Genomic DNA, 17,622 nt, shown 5'->3' with positions numbered 1-17,622 from the left:
GTACACGTTGCTCAGCGGCTTCACGGCGTCGCGCGTCGTGACGAGCACACGCAGCACTGCGGCCGGCAGTTCCTCGCGGGCGGTCCGACGCGACACCTCGGTCGGTGCCTTCCCTGCGCCGCGGTCGGCGCGGGGTCGTCGAGGACCAGCGGCTCGCGCAGCGGGACGTCGAACTGCACGGGTCCGGCGTTGCCGCTGCGGGCCCCCCGGGCCGCGGCGAGGACGCGACACACGGCGCTGCGCCATTGCGAGTTGCGGTCGAGGCCCGGCTCGGCCAGGCCGAGGCTGATGGCGGCGCGGACCTGGGTGCCGAAGATGCCGAACTGCTCGACCGTCTGGTTGGCCCCGGAGCCGAGCAGCTCGTAGGGCCGGTTGGCGCTGATGACCACAAGCGGGACACGCGCGTAGTTGGCCTCGAACACCGCGGGGCTGAGGTTGGCGACGGCGGTGCCCGACGTCATGATCACCGCTACCGGGCGGCGGGTGGCCGCCGCCATCCCCACCGCGAGGAAGCCCGCGCTGCGCTCATCGATCCGGACGTGCAGCCGCAGGTCGCCGCGGGCGTCGGCCGCGTGCACCGCGAACGACAGCGGCGCGTTGCGCGAGCCGGGGCACAGGACCACGTCCGTCACCCCGCCGCGCACGAGCTCGTCGACGATCACGCGCGCCTGCAGGGTGGAGGGGTTAGGGCGCAGCGAGGAACGAGCGGAGTCCGCAACCCCTCCCATGGACGGAGCGGGGTTCGACTCGCTCTGATCGGCGGTACTCACCCGGCCCACAGTAATCGCCCGGCTCACGCCCCCACGTCACCCGCCAACGCGAGCAGCACCGGTACCGCGAGGCGCAGGACCCCGCGTTCGAGGTCGCTGAGCCGGTCGGCCATCGCCGCGTCGAGCCACTCGTCCCGAGCGAGGCGGTCCTGCTCGACCAGCCGGGCACCGGCGTCGGTGAGCTCCACGAACTGCCGGCGCCGGTCCACCTCGTCCTGCCGCCGGCTCACCAGGCCGCGCTCGGTGAGCACGTTCACCGACAGGGTCAGCGACTGCCCCTTGACCTTGAAGTACTCCGCGAGCTGGGCGGGCGTCGCGGGTCCGGCCCGGTCCAGATAGCCGAGCAGAACGAACTGGGTCTGGGTGAGGCCGCTGGGCCCGCGGTGGCCGCGGAGCTCGCGATTGAGGGCATTGACCGCGATGCGCAGATCCGTTGCGTCCGACATACCAAGATAATACTTGCCATCTATTCGTGTATGCCGTTTTGACACCGAATAATGGCAAGTAGATACTTTGTTTATGCGCTGGGGGATGACGATCCGATGGATGAGCTTGGCAGTCGTCTCCGTGGCCGTCGGCGCGGGCCTGCAGGCGCTCGGCATGCCGAGCGCGATGCTCTTCGCAGCCCTGGCGTGCGCGATCGGCTTCGCCCTCAGCGGCCGCGCCCCGGCCCGGATCCCCCGGCCCGCGCAGCTCACCGCGCAGGGTGTCCTCGGGTGCTACATCGGCACGATGATCCAGTCGCACACCCTCAGCACGCTCGGCTCGCGGTGGCCCGCGGTGTTGGCCGCCGGCTTCGTCACGCTGCTGCTGTCGGTGATCGCAGGCGCGCTGCTCGGCCGCCACCGTGACACCGACTCGCTGACCGGATCGCTGGCGCTGGTGGCCGGCGGCTCGTCCGGCCTCGTGGCGATCACCCGCGAGCTCGGCGGCGACGAGCGCACGGTCGCGGTGATCCAGTACCTGCGGATCGTGCTCGTCACGCTCACCCTGCCCGCGGTCGCGGCGCTGTACCCGCACCCGCCGGGCGCCGCGATGGGCACCGCCGTCATCGCCGATCGGCCCTGGTGGGCGGACGTGCTGTTCACCGTCGGCTGCGTCGCGGTGGGCGTGACGGTCGGCCGGCTCACGCATCTGCCCGCCGGCGCGCTGCTCGGCCCGCTCGTGCTGTCGGCGGCCGTCGGGTTGTGGGGCGTCGCCCCGGGTCTGACGGTGCCCGGCCCGCTGGTCGCCCTCGGCTACCTCGCGATCGGCTGGCAGGCCGGCCTCGGCTTCACCCGGGAGTCGCTGGCGCACCTCGCGCGCCTGCTGCCGTGGGCGGTCGGACTGATCGTCGCCCTTGGCGCGGCATCCGCGGCGCTGGGCCTGGCGCTGTCGGCCGCGACCGGCACCAGCGCGCTCGACGGCTACCTCGCCACCACCCCCGGCGGGCTGTACGCAGTCCTCGCCGTGGCGGCCTCGTCGAACGTCGACATCACCTTCGTCGTCGCCGCCCAGATCACCCGCGTGGTGCTCATGCTGTTCCTCGCCCCGTGGGCGGCCCGCGGCTTCAGCACCTGGCGTGCCCGCCACGCCGAGGCCGACTCTCCCGACACGGCGCACGCCCGGGCGTGACGGGCCACCCACCCGCGAACGCGGGGACGGCCCGTCGGCGCGACTAGCCTGGGCGACATGTCCCGCGAATTCGACGTCATCGTGTTCGGCGCCACCGGCTTCGTCGGTGAGCTCACAGCCCGCCATCTCGCCCGCCACGCACCCGACGACGTGCGGATCGCCCTCGCCGGCCGCACCGAGGCGAAGCTGGCGCAGGTCCGCTCCCGGATCGGGGGCCGCGCCGCGCGCTGGCCGCTGATCACCGCCGACGTCGACTCCCCCGCCTCGCTCGACGCGATGGCGGCGCGCACCACGGTGCTGTGCAGCACGGTCGGCCCCTACGCCCTGTACGGCGAGACGGTCGTCGGCGCCTGCGTGAACGCGGGCACGCACTACACCGACCTCACCGGCGAGGTCCTGTTCGCGCGGCGCAGCATCGACAAGTTCCACGAGCAGGCGGTGGCGGCAGGCGTGAAGATCGTGCACTCGTGCGGGTTCGACTCCATCCCATCCGATCTGGGGACGTGGCTGCTGTACGACCGGGCGCGGTCCGACGGTGCCGGCACGCTCGGCACGACGACCCTGGTCGCGTACGTCAAGGGCGGCGCGAGCGGCGGCACCGTCGCCTCCGCGGTGGGGCTGATCGACGAGGTGACGGCCGACCGGGACGCGCGGCGGATCGCGATGGGCCCGCACTCGCTGACCACGGACCTGCAGCGGGAGTCCCCGAAGCAGCCGGCGGATGTGGCCGTGATCGCCGGCGCAGACGTCGACCCCGAGCTGACGGGCTCGCTGGCGCCGTTCTTCATGGCGCCGTACAACACGCGCGTGGTGCGCCGCTCGAACGCGCTGCTCGACTGGGCGTACGGCCCCGACTTCCGGTACCGCGAAGCGATGGCGGTGAGCCGCAACGCGATCCTGTCGACGGTCGGGTCCTACAGTGTGCTGGCCGGGTTGGGCCTGGGTGTCGCGGCGATCGCGGCCAAGCCGCTGCGACCACTGCTGAACAAGGTGCTACCCAAGCCGGGCAGCGGCCCCAGCGAGCGGTCGCAGGCCGCGGGCCGGTTCACGATGGACGTGTACACCGCCACCACCTCCGGCCGCCGGTATCGCGCGCGCGTCGCCGCCCACAAGGACCCCGGCTACTCCGGAACAGCGGTGATGCTCGGCGAGAGCTCGCTGGCCCTGGCGCTCGACGGTGACACGGCCCGCGGCGGCGCCCCCCTGCCGAACCGGTCCGGCGTCCTCACCCCGGCCGTCGCGCTCGACGGTGTCCTCGCGGAGCGCCTGCGCGCGCGGGGATTCACGGTGGAGGTCACCGAGCGGGCCTGAGCCCGGAACGAGTCAGTCGGGACGCCCCAGCACGTCCACCGCGTGCAGCAGGCCCGGGAACCACCAGGCGACACCGTCTCGGCCCACCATCGCGACGTGCTCGACGGCGGCGCCGGCGCCGCGGAGTCCGGCAGCGTATCGCCCCGCCCACGGGCGCGATCCGTGCACGAGGACCCGACGGCCCGCGCCGTCGCCGGGCACGGGCAGCGGCCCCGACGGGGACTGCACCACCGCCGCGTCCACCAGGTCGGGACGGTCGGCGAACACCACCGCGGCGGCCGCGGTACTACCACCCTGACCTGCGACGACGGTGACCGGCCGGGGCATGAGCCCGCGCGCGCGGCCCCACGCGGCGATCGCGCCCTCGACCAGTCGCGTCGCCTCGTCCGGGTCGGCATCGCCGCACACGGCCACGGCGTCGACGTCCGGCGGCAGCGCGGCGCCGAGCGGCAGGCGGGACCAGACGTCACCGTCGAACGCGATCAGCAGGGCGCGCGGGACGGCGGAGCCGAGGCGGACCCGGCACCGCCGGCCGCCGCCGAGGTCGTCCGGGCACCAGCGGCCACCGTCGGGCCCCCACGCCGGCCAGTGCGCCCAATCGGGTGCGCCCGGCATCACGAGCACCGACGCCTCGCCCCCGTCGAGGGCGGGCAGCCGCGGGACGCCGCGCGCCCGATCGGGACGCGCGCGGCGGCCGAGCTCGGCGTCGTCGGGAAGGTCCGTATCGGGGTGGCATTCGGCGTAGCGGTACGCGACCACGGCGTCCTCGGGCAGAGACTCCGTGCGCCACCACAGCCCGCCGCCGGCGGGCTGCATCAGTGCGAACCCGGAACCGTCGACGGACAGCAGGGGCCAGCGACCGCGCGGGGCGCGGCGCACGAAGGTCACGTCGCGGTGGGTGCCGATCGGATCGCCGAGGATCGGCCCGGTGCAGTCGTCCTCGAGCACGAACGGCGGCACCGACTCCGTATGCGTGCCGACGGTGACGGTCGGCTCACCTCCGGCGTGATCCCACTCGACCCGCATGGCCACCCTCTCGCCCGAGACCGCACAGGTTGCGGTCACCTAAAAAAGGCTAGCCTCACTTGCCCGTGCGCTGTCAAGCCGGTGTGGCTCACTCCAGCAACGCGTCCTCATCGTGCTCGAGTTCGACCTCGGCGGACAGGTCGAGCGACCGCGCACACAGCCAGTAGACGACGGAGGTCACGGCCAGCCCCACCAGCCACGCGATGTCGACGCCACCGAGCGCTCTGGCCGCAGGGCCGACGTAGTTCACCGGACCCAGGCCCTGCAACACCATGAACGGGATCTCGACGGCGAACCCGACCGCGTAGGCGACAAGACCTCGCCACGCCCACGTCCCGTACAGACCGTTCGGCTTGAAGAACTCGACGATCGCGTAGTGCCCCTTGCGGACCAGGAAGAAGTCGACCAGGTTGGTGGCGGTCCACGGCACCAGTAGGTACAGCATCAGGGTCAGTGCGACCTCCACCGTCTGCACCGCACCGCCGCTGATCGACTCGGCGACGGCGAACCACACCACGGCCAGCACCAACACCGCGATCACGCGCGATCGGGGGCTCGGCTTGAACGAGCGGAAGCTGTCGATGATGGTGAGCACCGTCAGCGCCCCGCCATAGGCGTTCATCCCCATCGTCGCGACCAGGGCGAGCACCGACAGCAGGGCGACGATCGTGCCCAGGTACGGCACCACGTTGTCGCCCGCAGTCTGCAGACCGGCCAGGCCGTCGGTGGCGCCGAGTCGGATCGCCATCCACGCGCCCAGCACCATCAGCCAGATCGCCGCGATCGACGCGCCGCCGAACACCGAGGCGATCACGCCGGACGAGCGAGTCGTGACGGGCAGGTAGCGCGAGTAGTCGGACACGTAGGGCGCGTAGGTGATGTTGTACGCGGCGGCGGCGGAGAGCTGCGCCATGAACGCGACCCAGGTGAAGGCCCCGGGGTGGCCGTGTGTGGCGCCGCCGCCGAAGCCCAGCAGCACGCCGACGGTGACGACGGTCATCAGCGGCAGCGCGACCGCCAGGATCCACCGGAACACCCGGTGCACCCAGTCGTGGCCGAAGATCGCCAGCAGTGCGGCGGCGACGGCGGAGATCACGGCCACCACCTGGGCATTCCAGTGGAACGTCGCCTTGAGCCCGGAGCCGAGCAGCACCTGGTCGGCGATATTGAACGCGACGTAGGTGAACAGCGTCGCGGCCAGCGGGATCACCACGCCGCGGTACCCGAACTGCCCACGGGACTGGATCATCTGCGGTAGTCCCAGGTGCGGCCCCTGCGAGGCGTGGAACGCCATGAACAGGGTGCCGATCACGATCCCGACGACCACGGCGACCGCGGTCCAGCCGAGCGAGAGCCCCATGCTCGGGCCGATGAAGCCGATCGGGATCGAGAAGTACTGGAAGTTGCCGTTGAACCACAGCGGCAACTGGTGCCACAGCTTGCCGTGTCGCTCGTCGTGCGGCACCCAGTCGATGGACCGGGTCTCGATCAGGCCTGCGCCGGGATTGTCGGCCATGGCGTTCCTCGCCTCTCATTGGATACGGGACCGGTACGACGGAAGCGCCCTGTGTCTCGGGTCACAATTCTGAACTCGAGTGTCCTATGTGTCAACCCTTGTTTCCTGAATAGACACTCTGGTGTTTTCAGCTCGTGTAGGTGTCGACCCGGCGACGGGCCACGTGCTCGACGTAGAGCACGAACGGAGGCCTCTGCATCCCTACCTCCCAGGGCGTAACGGGAATCGTAGGGTCACCGCCGACGATCCGCTCGGTGAGCGAGGCAGCGCCGTATCACCGCAGGTAGGCGGCGATCATGTGGGCCGTCGTGGACGCCGTGACGGCGACAGTAGAGTCGTCCGGGTGACGTTCAACCCCGAGCTGTGGAACCCCGTCGCCGGCTTCGACGACCTCACCGACATCACCTACCACCGGCACAAGACGCAGGGCACCGTGCGCATCGCGTTCGACCGACCCGAGGTGCGCAACGCGTTCCGGCCGCACACCGTGGACGAGCTGTACCGCGCGCTCGACCACGCGCGGCAGTCGCCGGACGTCGGCGCGGTGCTGATCACGGGCAACGGACCGGCGCCGAAAGACGGGGTGTGGGCGTTCTGCTCGGGTGGCGACCAGCGGATCAGGGGGCGTTCGGGCTACCAGTACGCCACCACCCACGACTCGGACGTGGCTGCGGCGGGTGTCGAGGGCGTCGACGAGGCGCGGGTGAAGGCGGAGGGCGGCCGCCTGCACATCCTGGAGGTACAGCGTCTGATCCGGACGATGCCCAAGGTGGTCATCGCCGTGGTGAACGGCTGGGCCGCCGGCGGCGGCCACAGCCTGCACGTGGTGTGCGACCTCACCCTCGCCAGCCGCGAGCACGCGCGGTTCAAGCAGACCGACGCCGACGTGGGCAGCTTCGACGGCGGCTACGGCAGCGCGTATCTCGCGAAGCAGGTAGGCCAGAAGTTCGCGCGGGAGATCTTCTTCCGCGGACGCGCCTACTCGGCGCAGGAGATGCACGAGATGGGCGCGGTCAACGAGGTGATCGACCACGACCGGCTCGAGGACGTGGCGCTCGAGTGGACCGCCGACATCCTGGGCAAGTCGCCGCAGGCGCAGCGGATGCTCAAGTTCGCGTTCAACCTGCTCGACGACGGACTGGTGGGCCAGCAGTTGTTCGCCGGCGAGGCCACCCGCCTCGCGTACATGACCGACGAGGCCGTCGAGGGCCGCGACGCGTTCCTGGAGAAGCGCGAGCCGGACTGGTCGCCGTACCCCTACTACTTCTGACTCGGCGACGGGTCACGTCGAGCGTCGTCGTGCCGAGGGGAGAGCGGAGCCGAACGGCAGGTCGCCCAGGCCGCTCCCGCGGCCGGAAGTCACTGCCGCGGTCGAAAGAACCGGCGCGGGAGCGCTTTTCGGCCGGGCAATCCGTGAGGCCGCCCGACTACCCTCGATACGATCAGGCGGCGTCCGAGAGGGCAGACGCCCGCCGATGCGGGCACGCGCCACACGACCCCGCGTCAGAGGACGCTAACTCTCCACCGCGAACCGGAACGTCGTGCGCCCCAACGTCACCTCGTCACCGTCGGACAGCACCGCCGAGCCGTCGATGCGGCGGTCGCCGACATACACCCCGTTGGACGACTGCAGGTCCCGCACCACGAACCCGGACACCGTCCGCGTGATCACCGCGTGCTCGCGGGAGACCTTGGTGTCGTCGATGCTCACGTCGTTGTCGGGCAGCCGCCCCAGCCGCAGTTCGCCGGCGACGGCGTACTCGGTCCCGTCCGGCGCGGTCAGGCGCCCGAGCGGCATCGCGGCGCCGTCCCGCACATCGGCCTCGGTCTTCTCGAACGCGCGCGGGTCGGCGGGCCGGGCGGCCGAGGCGGGGGCCACGGCGAGCGGCTCCTGGCGCAGCACCGCGCCCTCCAGCGCCACCAGCGACGGTGACGGGTCGATCCCGAGCTCGTCCGCCAGCGTCCGGCGCAACCCGCGGCACGAGTCCAACGCGTCGGCCTGTCGCCCCGACAGGTACAGCGCGGTGATCAGCTGCGCCCACAGCGGCTCCCGCAGCGGATTCTCCTGCACCAACCGGCGCAGGTCCCCCACCACCGCCGAGGCGCGCCCCGCCGCGATCTCGGCGTCGTACATCGCCGACTGCACCGCGGCCCGCTCCTCGGCCATGCCCAGCGCGAAGGTGTCGGCGAACTGCAGTCCGCGCAGGTCGGCGACCGCGTCGCCCCGGAACTCGCCGAGCGCCTTCGCGAACATCAGCGACGCCTGCTCGTACCGTCCAGTGGCCGCGAGGTCGGTGCCCCGCCTGCGGGCCGCCGCGAACCGGCCGATGTCGGACTGCTCGGGCAGCAGGTCGAGGCGGTAGGTCCGGCCGGCGGTGACCAGCGCGGCGTCGAGACCCGAACCGGCACCGTCGGGCCCGAGCGGCCCGCGCAGCGCCTTCCGCAGCCCCGACACGAACACCTGCAGGCTCGCGACCGCAGACGCGGGCGGGTTGCCGTCCCACACCTGCTCGCTGAGGGAGTCGACGGTGACGGCACGGTTCCGGTTGAGCACGAGCAGGGCCAGCACAGACCGAGGCTTGACGCCGGACACCTCGTTGGCGCCGCCGTCGACCGACATCGACACCTGTCCGAGTACGCGGATGTCCAGGGAACTCATGCCCGAATACTAAGCCTCCACACAGGTTTGCACCGCAGCCTGGCAGACGCGTGACGGAGACCTCATGCGCGGCTCTTCCGCGCCGGCCGCACTCTCGCTCGGGCGGCGGCGAGGAAGCCTGATACGAAACGTCAGGCGACCGGGGAGGAACCGGACACCCACCGCGGCGCGTCGCACGGGACGCGACTTGATGAACATTGCGTGAACTGTCGCCGTCTCCTCCACGAAGCCCCAGGTCAGCGTCTTCAAACGAGCGAAACCGATGTTTGGCGATTCGATCAGCCGGGCAGCAGAATCTGAACTCATGAACAGTGAACTGGTCATTCTGGTGTTGGTGATCGTCACCGGCCTCGGTTTCGACTTCACCAACGGCTTCCACGACACGGGGAACGCGATGGCCACGTCCATCGCAACGGGCGCCCTGAAGCCCAAGACGGCGGTCGCGATCTCCGCGGTCCTCAATCTGGTCGGTGCGTTCCTCTCCGTGGCCGTCGCACTCACGGTGACCAACTCGGTGGTCAAGATCCAGCAGAGCTCGGGCCCGCACAAGGGCCTGCCGGTCGGCTCGATGACCGAGAACCACGGCCACGCGCTGCTGGTCATCGTGTTCGCCGGCCTGATCGGCGGCATCGTGTGGAACCTGCTGACCTGGCTGCTGGGCTTGCCGAGTTCCAGCTCGCACGCGCTGTTCGGTGGACTGATCGGCGCGACCATCGCGGCGCTGGGTATGAGCGGCGTCGTGTGGAACGGCCACGGTGCGCAACTGGACGGCGTCGTCGGCAAGGTGATCCTGCCGGCCCTGATCTCGCCGGTGATCGCCGGAATCGTGGCCGGCGTGGGAACGTGGATCGTGTACAAGGTCGTCGCGGGGGTGGCGTCGAAGTTCACCGAGTCGGGCTTCCGGATCGGCCAGATCGGCACCGCCTCGCTGCTGTCGCTGGCGCACGGCACCAACGACGCACAGAAGACGATGGGTGTTATCACCCTCGCCCTGATCGGTTACAGCTGGGACGACAAGAACGCCACCGGGATGTTCGCGTGGCACAACCTGCACAACATTCCGTTGTGGGTCAAGGTCGCCTGCGCGGTCGCGATCGCGTCGGGCACGTACATCGGCGGCTGGCGGGTCATCCGCACGCTCGGCAAGGGCCTGGTGGAGATCCACTCGCCGCAGGGCATGGCCGCCGAGGCCGCGACCGCAACCGTCGTCCTGGTATCGACGGGCATGGGCTTCGCGCTGTCCACCACGCACGTCGCCACCGGATCGATCCTCGGCTCGGGCGTCGGTAAGCCCGGTGGCAAGGTCCGCTGGAACGTCGCCGGCCGCATGCTGGCGGCCTGGGTGATCACCCTGCCCTGTGCGGCCGTCGTCGGCGCGATCATGTGGGAGATCGGTGACCGTATCCCCACGGTCGGCCCCTACGTGATGTTCGTGATCCTGCTCGCCCTCGCCGGCTACATGTACCGGCGCGCACAGCAGCAGAAGATCGACTCGAACAACGTCAACGCCGATTGGGACGACAAGACCCACTCGATCACCCCGCCCAAGACCCCTGCGAACGCCTGAAAGAGCACTGACTGACATGGAAATGCTTACCGCTCTCTGGGATGCCGCCTGGAAGATCCTGATCGCCGGCCTGGTCCTCGGTGCCGCACTACCCGCCCTGTTCGCCGTCGGAATCCGGGCCTACGCGGCGGGCGACGGGCACGAGCACGCCGACGGCTCCGTGACCAAGGGCAACCCGATCGGGAAGGTCGTCGCCTACGTCGCGTTCGCGTTCGTGGTGGTGGTGATCATCTTCGGCATCGCGACGATCATTGCGCAGGGCCAGGGCGAGACCCTCGACTTCCACTACTTCCCGCCGTTCCACAAGTGACCCGAGCAGCACCGATCCCGTACAGGAGACGCGCGTGACCAACGACAAGAACCCGGCGACTCAGGTCCTCAGCTGGCTGCGGGCGGGTTATCCCGAGGGGGTTCCGCCGAAGGACTACTTCCCGCTGCTGGCCCTGCTCCGTCGCACGCTCACCGAGGACGAGCAGCACCAGGTGCTCGGCCAGCTGCTCGAGGCGCGCCCCGCGGGCTCCGTGGCCCGTGAGCAGATCGAGGATGCCATCGCCAAGGTGACCCACGCGATCCCGGACCCCGCGGACATCCGCGAGGTCGCCTCCCGGCTCGCCGCCGGCGGCTGGCCGCTCACCGGCTTCGCCGGCTGAGTAATCAGGCATTCCACCCACGCTAGGCTTCACCGCAGGCGTCCAGGTAGTCAGCCTCCTATCCTGTCGGGTAGGAGGCTGACGCATTTCTCTTGGGAAAGGCAGGTCACGGACATGGCCCGAGGGCCCGGGTTCATCGCGCGCATCACCACCTGGCTGCGCGCCGGGTACCCCGACGGGGTGCCCGTCAACGACTACCAGCCGCTGCTCGCGCTCCTCGAGCGTCAGCTCACGAAGGAGGAGGTCAAGCAGGTCACCCGCGACCTGATCGGACAGGCGACGGTGACCGTCGACGGTATCGAGCCGATCACCCGGGTCGACGCGGGCGTAGCGATCAGCAGCCGCACCAACGATCTCCCGCTCGAGCACGACATCGAGCGGGTGCGCGAGCGGCTCGAACGCAAGGGCTGGCCGTTCGACAACGACCCGCTGGGCCACGACACGAACGGCGCCGGCCCAGGCCCCGACGAACAGGGCCCGGACGCGGGTGCCGACCCCCCGCGCACCGACGGTGACGACGACCCGCACGGCTCCGGCCCGTACGGCGGCGCATGAGCCCCTCTCCCCTGCTGACTCCGCTCCCGATCGACACCGTCGACTCCGCGCTCGCGGGTCTGTCCGCGCTGCTCGACGGCACCGCCGACGCGGTGCTGCCCGTGCCCGCGCACGACGCGCACGAGGCCCGGCGTCTCGGTGACGCCCTCGGCGCGGGCGCGCCCATCGACGAGCGGGTCGCCCTCGTGGTGGCCACGTCCGGCACCACCGGCACCCCGAAGGGTGCGATGCTCACCCGAGACGCACTCGTCGCGAGCGCCGCGGGCACCCACCTGCGGCTCGGCGGCCCCGGCCAGTGGCTGCTCGCGATGCCGCCGCACCATGTCGCGGGTGTGCAGGTGATGCTGCGGTCCCTCGGCGCCGGATACACCCCCGTGGGCATCGACGTGACCGGCGGTTTCGACCCCGCATCCCTCGCCGCTGGCCTCGCGCGCATGACCGGCCCGCGCCGCTACGTCTCCCTCGTTCCCACCCAGCTGGTCAAGGTGCTGGCCGACCCGGCCGCCACCGCCACGCTCGCCGAGTTCGACGGTGTCCTCATCGGCGGTGCCGCATGCCCGGTGCCGCTGCGCGAGGCGGCGCTCGCCGCGGGCATCCGCATGGTCCGCACCTACGGGATGAGCGAGACGTGCGGCGGTTGCGTGTACGACGGTGTCGCGCTGCCGGGCGTCGAGATCCGGCTCGACCCCGGCGCCGGGAGCGGAGCGAGCGGGCCGCATCACCCCGGCGCCGGGAGCGGAGCGAGCGGGCCGCATCACTCCGGCGCCGGGAGCGGAGCGAGCGGGCCGCATCACTCCGGCGCCGGGAGCGGAGCGAGCGGGCCGCATCAGCCCGGCCGCGTCCTCCTGGGCGGCGCCACCGTCGCCCTCGGATACCGGGGCCTGCCCGACCACCCCGCGTTCACACACACCTCGCTGCCCGGCCCGGGCTGGTTCCGCACCGACGACGCCGGCACGCTCACCGACGCCCCGGACGGACGGCGGATTCTCGCCGTCACCGGCCGCCTCGACGAGGCGATCTCCTCCGGGGGCCTCACCGTGATCCCTCAGGTGGTGGAGGCCGCGATCGCCCGCGCGCCAGGCGTCGTGGAGGTCGCCGTCTTCGGTCTCCCGGACCCGCGGCTGGGCCAGCGCGTGGTGGCCGCGGTGGTGGGGACGGCGACGCTCGAGGACATCCGTGACACCGTTACCGCAACGCTCGACCGCACGGCCGCTCCGCGCGAGGTGTTCCACGTCGACGAGCTCCCCCGGCGCGGCCCCGGCAAGGTCGATCGCCGGGCCCTGGTCACGCGGTTCGGGTAGCCGCCCACCGCGCGTGCTGGCGGCCGAGCTCGGTGGCCGGCGGGTCGCCGCACACCCACTCGCGGCAGATCAGGTGCCAGTCGGCGGTGGCGCGCAGGCGCCCGATCATGCCGAACGCGAGCATCTCCGCGCGGCGCGACAGCGTATGCGAGGCGGGCAGCCGCAGCGGCGGGTCGGCGGCGGGCGGCCTGGTGACCGCCGCCGCCGCGGCGCGCACGGTCGCCGCGGTCACCTCGAGCGGACCGTCGGTGAGATGCCAGGGCCCGACGGCGTGGAAATAGGCGAGCAGCTCGTCGGGGTCGGGGTCGGTGCCGGGGATCGCGCCGGCGGCCCGGAGCAGCTCGATGAGGTCGTCTGAGCGTGAATCGGACGCCGCGCGGAAGCATCCGCCCTCGAATGCGACCTGCTCGCGCGTGAGCCGCTTGTACAGTCCGAAGTCCACGAATCCGAGCCGCCCGTCCGGGCACACGAGCACGTTGCCGGGGTGCGGGTCTCCGCAGAACCGTCCGTCGCCGAAGATGCCACCCGCGTAGAACCGGTGCAGGATCTCGGCCGCCCGATCCCGTTGGGCTCGCGGCGCGTCCTCGAGTTCTGTGAACCGTCCACCCGGGCAGAACTCGGTGACCAGCACCCGCGGCCCCGACAGCTCCGGTAGCGGCGCGGGCACCAGGATGAACGGGTGTCCCGCGAAGTGCGCCGCGACCTCCGTCTGCGTCGCGCACTCGCGTGCGTAGTCGAGCTCCTCGAGCAGCGTCGAGCCGATCTCGGTGACCACGCCGTCGGCACGCAACAGGTCGGCGCGCCGCCCGCGCCACATCCGGAGGAACAGCTGCAGGTTCTTCAGGTCGGCACGCAGTATCACGTCGATGTCCGGGTACTGCACCTTGACCACCACGTCGCGGCCGTCCCGGGTCCGGGCCCGGTGCACCTGCCCGATCGACGCGGCCGCGAACGGCTCCGGGTCGATCTCGGCGAACGCGCCGCGTGGGCAGTCGGCCTCGATGATGGGCCGGACGGTGGCGAAGTCTGCGCCCGGCGCACGATCCGTGAGAGCTGCGAGCCGCGCGGCGAACTCGGGCTGGGCGTGCTCGGGAACCAGGCCGAGGTCGACGGTGGCGAGCGCCTGCCCGAGCTTCATCGCGGCGCCGCGCATGTTGCCGAGGACGGTGACGAGGCGGTTGGCGGCCCGGATCGCGGACCGCTCCTCCGCGGTGTCGCCGGGCGTACCCGCGGCGCCACCGGATATACCCGCCGCGCCGCCCGGCGTATCCGGGGAGTCGCCCCGCGTACCGGCCGACACGGCCGCCGCCACGCCGGTGACGGCACCGTCGACGGCGGTGCGCGCGACGATCCCGCCCAGCTGCGCGCCGCGCTTGATGCGCTCGCGGCGCTCGGTCATCGCTGGTTGGACGCTATCGACCCGAAGATCAGCGTCGACACCGCGGCGGGGAACGACTCGACCGTCTCCGGGGTCGACAGTCCGTGGATCGCGCCCGCGAGGATCATCCCGTTGATGGCGCGGGCCGTGTTCGCAGTGTCGAGGTCGGAGCGCAGGAAGCCGCGCTCGACGCCGTTCTCGAGATACTCCCCCGTCAACGATGCGGCGGTCTCGAGCAGGCCGGTCAGCCGCTCGGTGAGCTCGCGGTCGATTCCGGTCGACTCGAACAGCAGGATCCGGATCAGCCGGTGGTCCGCGTGAAAGATCTCCTGCAGCGACCGGGCGATCCGGTCCGACTGCTCGCGGTACTCGTCCAGGCTGCTCGCCTGGTCGGACGGCTCCTCGTCGGTGAGGACCCCGGTGATCTTCTCCACCGTGTCCGACACCACGTGGTCGAGGATGTCCCGCTTGTTCTCGAAGTACCGGTAGAACGTGCCGTGCCCGATGCCCAACCGACGCGCGATGTCCGCGATCGAGGTGTTGTGGTAGCCACGCTGCGCGAACTCGTCGAACGCCGCGGCCACGATCGACTCGCGGAACTCGATGCGGCGCTGCTCCGCGCTCGCCTGCGTCCGCGTCTGGATGACCATGCGCCCTAGCCTAGCGGCTTCGATCCGCTGTATGGTCGCGGAATGACATGTCATTCCGCTCCGGCTGGGGCGGCGGACAGGGCCCCGCACCGGGCCTCGACAAGGGAGTCGACACACCTATGACACACGACGTGATCATCATCGGCGCCGGGTTCGGCGGCATGGGCGCCGCGATCGAACTCAAACGGATGGGCCGCGACGACATCGTGATCCTCGAGCGCGAGGAGGATCTCGGCGGCACCTGGCACGTGAACCGCTACCCCGGCCTCGCCGTGGACATCGCCTCGGTCACCTACTCGTACTCGTTCGAGCCGAACCCGGATTGGTCCCGCCTCTACGCGCCCGGTTCCGAACTGAAGGCGTACGCGACACACGTCGCGGAGAAGTACGACCTGCGGCGGCACATGCGGTTCGGCGTCGAGGTGACGGGCGCCGTCTGGGACGAGGACACAGCCGAGTGGGTGGTCACGGTGGCCGGGGCTGGGGCGGGGACGACGGAGGTCGGGACCCTGCGTACCAGGTACCTGATCACCGCGACCGGCTACCTCTCGCAGCCCAAGCTGCCCGACATCCCCGGCATCGAGACGTTCGCCGGCACCGTGATCCACAGCGCGAGGTGGGACGATTCCGCGGAACTCGACGGTCGCCGGATCGGCATCATCGGCACCGGCGCCACCGGCGTACAGCTGGTACCCGAGCTGGCGAAGCGCGCCGGGCATCTCACCGTGTTCCAGCGCACCCCGATCTGGGTGGTGCCCAAGGTCGACTTCCCGGTGCCGGCGTGGGCGCGCAGCGTCTTCGCGAAGGCGCCGGCCACGCAGCAGGCTGCGCGCCTGGCGAACTCTGCGGTCCTCGAGATCCTCTCGACAGTGGGCGTGCTCAACTTCAAATACGGTCGCGGCTTCAACTCGTTCGCGGCATTGCTGGCCAAGGCGCACTTGTTCTCCCAGGTGCGCGATCGCACGACGCGCCGTGCCCTCACCCCCGAGTACTCGTTCGGCTGCAAACGGCCGACGTTCTCGAACAGCTACTTCCCGACGTTCGGCCGGGACGACGTCACGCTGAACACCGACACCATCACCGAGGTACGGCCGGAAGGCATCGTGACCGGCGACGGTACCGTCACCGAATTGGATGTTCTGGTGCTGGCTACCGGGTTCTCGCTGTGGGAGAAGAACTTCCCTGCGATCGAGGTCATCGGACGCGGAGGGCGCGACCTCGGGAAATGGTGGCGAGACAACCGATTCCAGGCATACGAGGGCATCTCGGTGCCTCGCTTCCCCAACTTCTTCTCGCTGCACGGCCCGTACTCGTACACCGGCCTGTCCTACTTCTGGACGATCGAGGCGCAGATGGTGCTGCTACACAGGTTGTTCGACGAGGCCGACCGGCGCGGCGCCACCACCATCGAGGTCACCGAGGAGGCCAACGACCGCTTCCTGGGCGACGTGACCCATCGGCTCGAGCGCTCGGTGTTCCAACTCGGCAGCTGCGCGGGCTCGCACAGCTACTACTTCGACCCGCACGGCGAGGCGAGCATCCTGCGCCCCAGCTCGGTCGTGTCGGCGCGGCGCGACGCGCATCGGTTCCCGCTCACCGACTACGCCTTCGCGTGATACCCGTTCCTGGACAGGAGTCTGCTATGAATTCGACACCCCGGCGCGACCTCGAGCCGCAAGAAGTCGAGTTGCATGCCCGCAACGTGAGATTCGACTGGACGCGCACACCGCTGCACTGGATCAAGGGACAGCCCGCGGTGTCCGACATGGTCTGCATCCTGCACCTCCTGCTGCCTGAGGGGGAGCGCTGGTTCTGCGAGGTCTACAACGAGGCCCTCCCCTTCGTGAAGGACGAGGACCTCGCCCGCACCATGCGCGGCTTCATCGGCCAGGAGGCCATGCACGCCGAGTCCCACGACAAGGCCGTCGGCGAGTTCCTCGAGGCGCGGGGAATCGACACCACGCCTGCGCTGCGACAGGCCGAGTACATCTTCCGAAAGATCCTCGCACCCCGCTCGCAGCACTCCGACAAGGCCAAATACAACGACATGGTGCAGCGCCTATGGCTCATCGCAGCCATCGAGCACTACACGGCCATCCTGGGCGACTTCGTCCTCAACTCCGCGTGGGACGACTACGACGTGGACCCGACGATGGCCGACATCTGCCGCTGGCACGGCGCCGAGGAGGTCGAGCACCGAAGCGTCGCGCACGACGTCGCCACCTACTTCGACCCCGGCTACCTCCACCGCTGTCGGGCGATGGTGGTGGTCGTCGTCTGCCTGCTGGTCCTGCTGCACCGGGAGGCGCGGTTCATGTGCGACGCCGATCCCGACCTGCACCTGTCCTACCCGCGGCTGTGGTGGGAGTATTTCAAGGGCAGTCACCGCAACATCCTGCCGAAGATCCGCACCGTCGTGAAGTTCACGCTCATCTACTTCAAACCGTCGTTCGACCCGGCATCGATCGGTTCGACGGCGCAGGCCGTGGCATACCTCGCCACGTCTCCGGCAGCCCGCGCAGCCGCATGACCGCGATCCTCGACCACGTCGCCGCCACCGCGCGTGCGTCGTTCGCCGGCCGCCGGGATCCGATCCGCGGCCGGGTCGCCCTCGTCACCGGCGCC

The 17,622-nt window shown here is 70.8% G+C and carries 16 protein-coding genes and 1 pseudogene; 10 read left to right on the top strand and 7 right to left on the bottom strand.

Annotated elements, in window-relative coordinates; all coding sequences use genetic code 11:
• Positions 1-110: 110 nt before the first annotated feature.
• Positions 111-728 (bottom strand): annotated as a pseudogene (locus tag ABD908_RS22125) (thiamine pyrophosphate-binding protein); the annotation flags it as partial.
• A gap of 65 nt (positions 729-793) precedes the next feature.
• Complete coding sequence (locus ABD908_RS22120; protein ID WP_345000083.1) at positions 794-1,216, bottom strand: MarR family winged helix-turn-helix transcriptional regulator; 423 nt, start codon at positions 1,214-1,216, stop codon at positions 794-796.
• Positions 1,217-1,316: 100 nt separating this feature from the next.
• Between ABD908_RS22120 and ABD908_RS22115 the strand changes: the two genes are divergently transcribed.
• Positions 1,317-2,384, top strand: coding sequence for an AbrB family transcriptional regulator (locus tag ABD908_RS22115; RefSeq protein ID WP_345000081.1), 1,068 nt, complete (start codon positions 1,317-1,319; stop codon positions 2,382-2,384).
• A 57-nt stretch (positions 2,385-2,441) separates the two neighbouring features.
• A complete protein-coding gene (locus ABD908_RS22110) occupies positions 2,442-3,695 on the top strand; it encodes a saccharopine dehydrogenase family protein (protein WP_345000079.1) in 1,254 nt (417 codons plus the stop codon).
• Between the two features lie 12 nt (positions 3,696-3,707).
• Here the strand turns inward: ABD908_RS22110 and ABD908_RS22105 are convergent, their stop codons facing one another.
• Together ABD908_RS22105 and ABD908_RS22100 are read right to left on the bottom strand one after the other, a co-directional pair.
• On the bottom strand, positions 3,708-4,760 hold the full coding sequence (locus ABD908_RS22105) for a hypothetical protein (RefSeq protein WP_345000077.1): 1,053 nt from the start codon (positions 4,758-4,760) through the stop codon (positions 3,708-3,710).
• Positions 4,761-4,809: 49 nt separating this feature from the next.
• Positions 4,810-6,237 carry a purine-cytosine permease family protein gene (locus ABD908_RS22100; RefSeq protein WP_345000075.1) on the bottom strand — a complete coding sequence of 476 codons (1,428 nt, stop codon included), beginning with the start codon at positions 6,235-6,237 and terminating at the stop codon, positions 4,810-4,812.
• Positions 6,238-6,580: 343 nt separating this feature from the next.
• Here ABD908_RS22100 and ABD908_RS22095 point away from each other — a divergent pair, with 343 nt between their 5' ends.
• Positions 6,581-7,507, top strand: a complete 927-nt coding sequence (locus ABD908_RS22095) for a 1,4-dihydroxy-2-naphthoyl-CoA synthase (protein ID WP_345000074.1) — start codon at positions 6,581-6,583, stop codon at positions 7,505-7,507.
• 243 nt (positions 7,508-7,750) lie between these two features.
• On the opposite strand, the gene ABD908_RS22090 is transcribed toward ABD908_RS22095, so the two are convergent.
• Complete coding sequence (locus ABD908_RS22090; protein WP_345000073.1) at positions 7,751-8,896, bottom strand: BTAD domain-containing putative transcriptional regulator; 1,146 nt, start codon at positions 8,894-8,896, stop codon at positions 7,751-7,753.
• A 304-nt stretch (positions 8,897-9,200) separates the two neighbouring features.
• On the opposite strand from ABD908_RS22090, the gene ABD908_RS22085 reads away from it, so the two are divergent.
• The 5 genes from ABD908_RS22085 (at position 9,201) to ABD908_RS22065 (ending at position 12,969) form a co-directional block, all read left to right on the top strand.
• Complete coding sequence (locus ABD908_RS22085) at positions 9,201-10,463, top strand: inorganic phosphate transporter (protein ID WP_345000072.1); 1,263 nt, start codon at positions 9,201-9,203, stop codon at positions 10,461-10,463.
• 16 nt (positions 10,464-10,479) lie between these two features.
• Entirely contained in the window at positions 10,480-10,773 is a 294-nt protein-coding gene (locus ABD908_RS22080; RefSeq protein ID WP_345000070.1) for a hypothetical protein, read from the top strand.
• Positions 10,774-10,807: 34 nt separating this feature from the next.
• Positions 10,808-11,113 (top strand): DUF3349 domain-containing protein, encoded by a 306-nt coding sequence (locus ABD908_RS22075; protein WP_345000068.1) that lies wholly within the window; start codon positions 10,808-10,810, stop codon positions 11,111-11,113.
• A 114-nt stretch (positions 11,114-11,227) separates the two neighbouring features.
• Complete coding sequence (locus tag ABD908_RS22070) at positions 11,228-11,668, top strand: DUF3349 domain-containing protein (RefSeq protein ID WP_345000065.1); 441 nt, start codon at positions 11,228-11,230, stop codon at positions 11,666-11,668.
• A complete protein-coding gene (locus tag ABD908_RS22065; protein WP_345000063.1) occupies positions 11,665-12,969 on the top strand; it encodes an AMP-binding protein in 1,305 nt (434 codons plus the stop codon). Before ABD908_RS22070 ends, ABD908_RS22065 begins: the two co-directional genes overlap by 4 nt.
• Here ABD908_RS22065 and ABD908_RS22060 read toward each other — a convergent pair.
• Positions 12,953-14,368: an ABC1 kinase family protein gene (locus ABD908_RS22060; RefSeq protein WP_345000061.1), complete on the bottom strand. Its 1,416-nt coding sequence runs from the start codon at positions 14,366-14,368 to the stop codon at positions 12,953-12,955. The two genes, ABD908_RS22065 and ABD908_RS22060, sit on opposite strands and share 17 nt — an antisense overlap.
• On the bottom strand, positions 14,365-14,997 hold the full coding sequence (locus ABD908_RS22055) for a TetR/AcrR family transcriptional regulator (RefSeq protein WP_345000059.1): 633 nt from the start codon (positions 14,995-14,997) through the stop codon (positions 14,365-14,367). The genes ABD908_RS22060 and ABD908_RS22055 overlap by 4 nt, the downstream gene beginning before the upstream one ends.
• A 119-nt stretch (positions 14,998-15,116) precedes the next feature.
• Between ABD908_RS22055 and ABD908_RS22050 the strand changes: the two genes are divergently transcribed.
• Together ABD908_RS22050 and ABD908_RS22045 are read left to right on the top strand one after the other, a co-directional pair.
• Entirely contained in the window at positions 15,117-16,613 is a 1,497-nt protein-coding gene (locus ABD908_RS22050) for a flavin-containing monooxygenase (protein ID WP_345000057.1), read from the top strand.
• Positions 16,614-16,639: 26 nt separating this feature from the next.
• A complete protein-coding gene (locus ABD908_RS22045) occupies positions 16,640-17,527 on the top strand; it encodes a metal-dependent hydrolase (RefSeq protein WP_345000054.1) in 888 nt (295 codons plus the stop codon).
• Positions 17,528-17,622 lie beyond the last annotated feature (95 nt).

Source organism: Tsukamurella soli (assembly GCF_039541155.1).
In the GTDB taxonomy this organism is placed as follows: domain Bacteria; phylum Actinomycetota; class Actinomycetes; order Mycobacteriales; family Mycobacteriaceae; genus Tsukamurella; species Tsukamurella soli.
The sequence above is the reverse complement of the archived record's forward strand: the minus strand, read 5'-3'. Positions and strand labels throughout refer to the sequence as shown.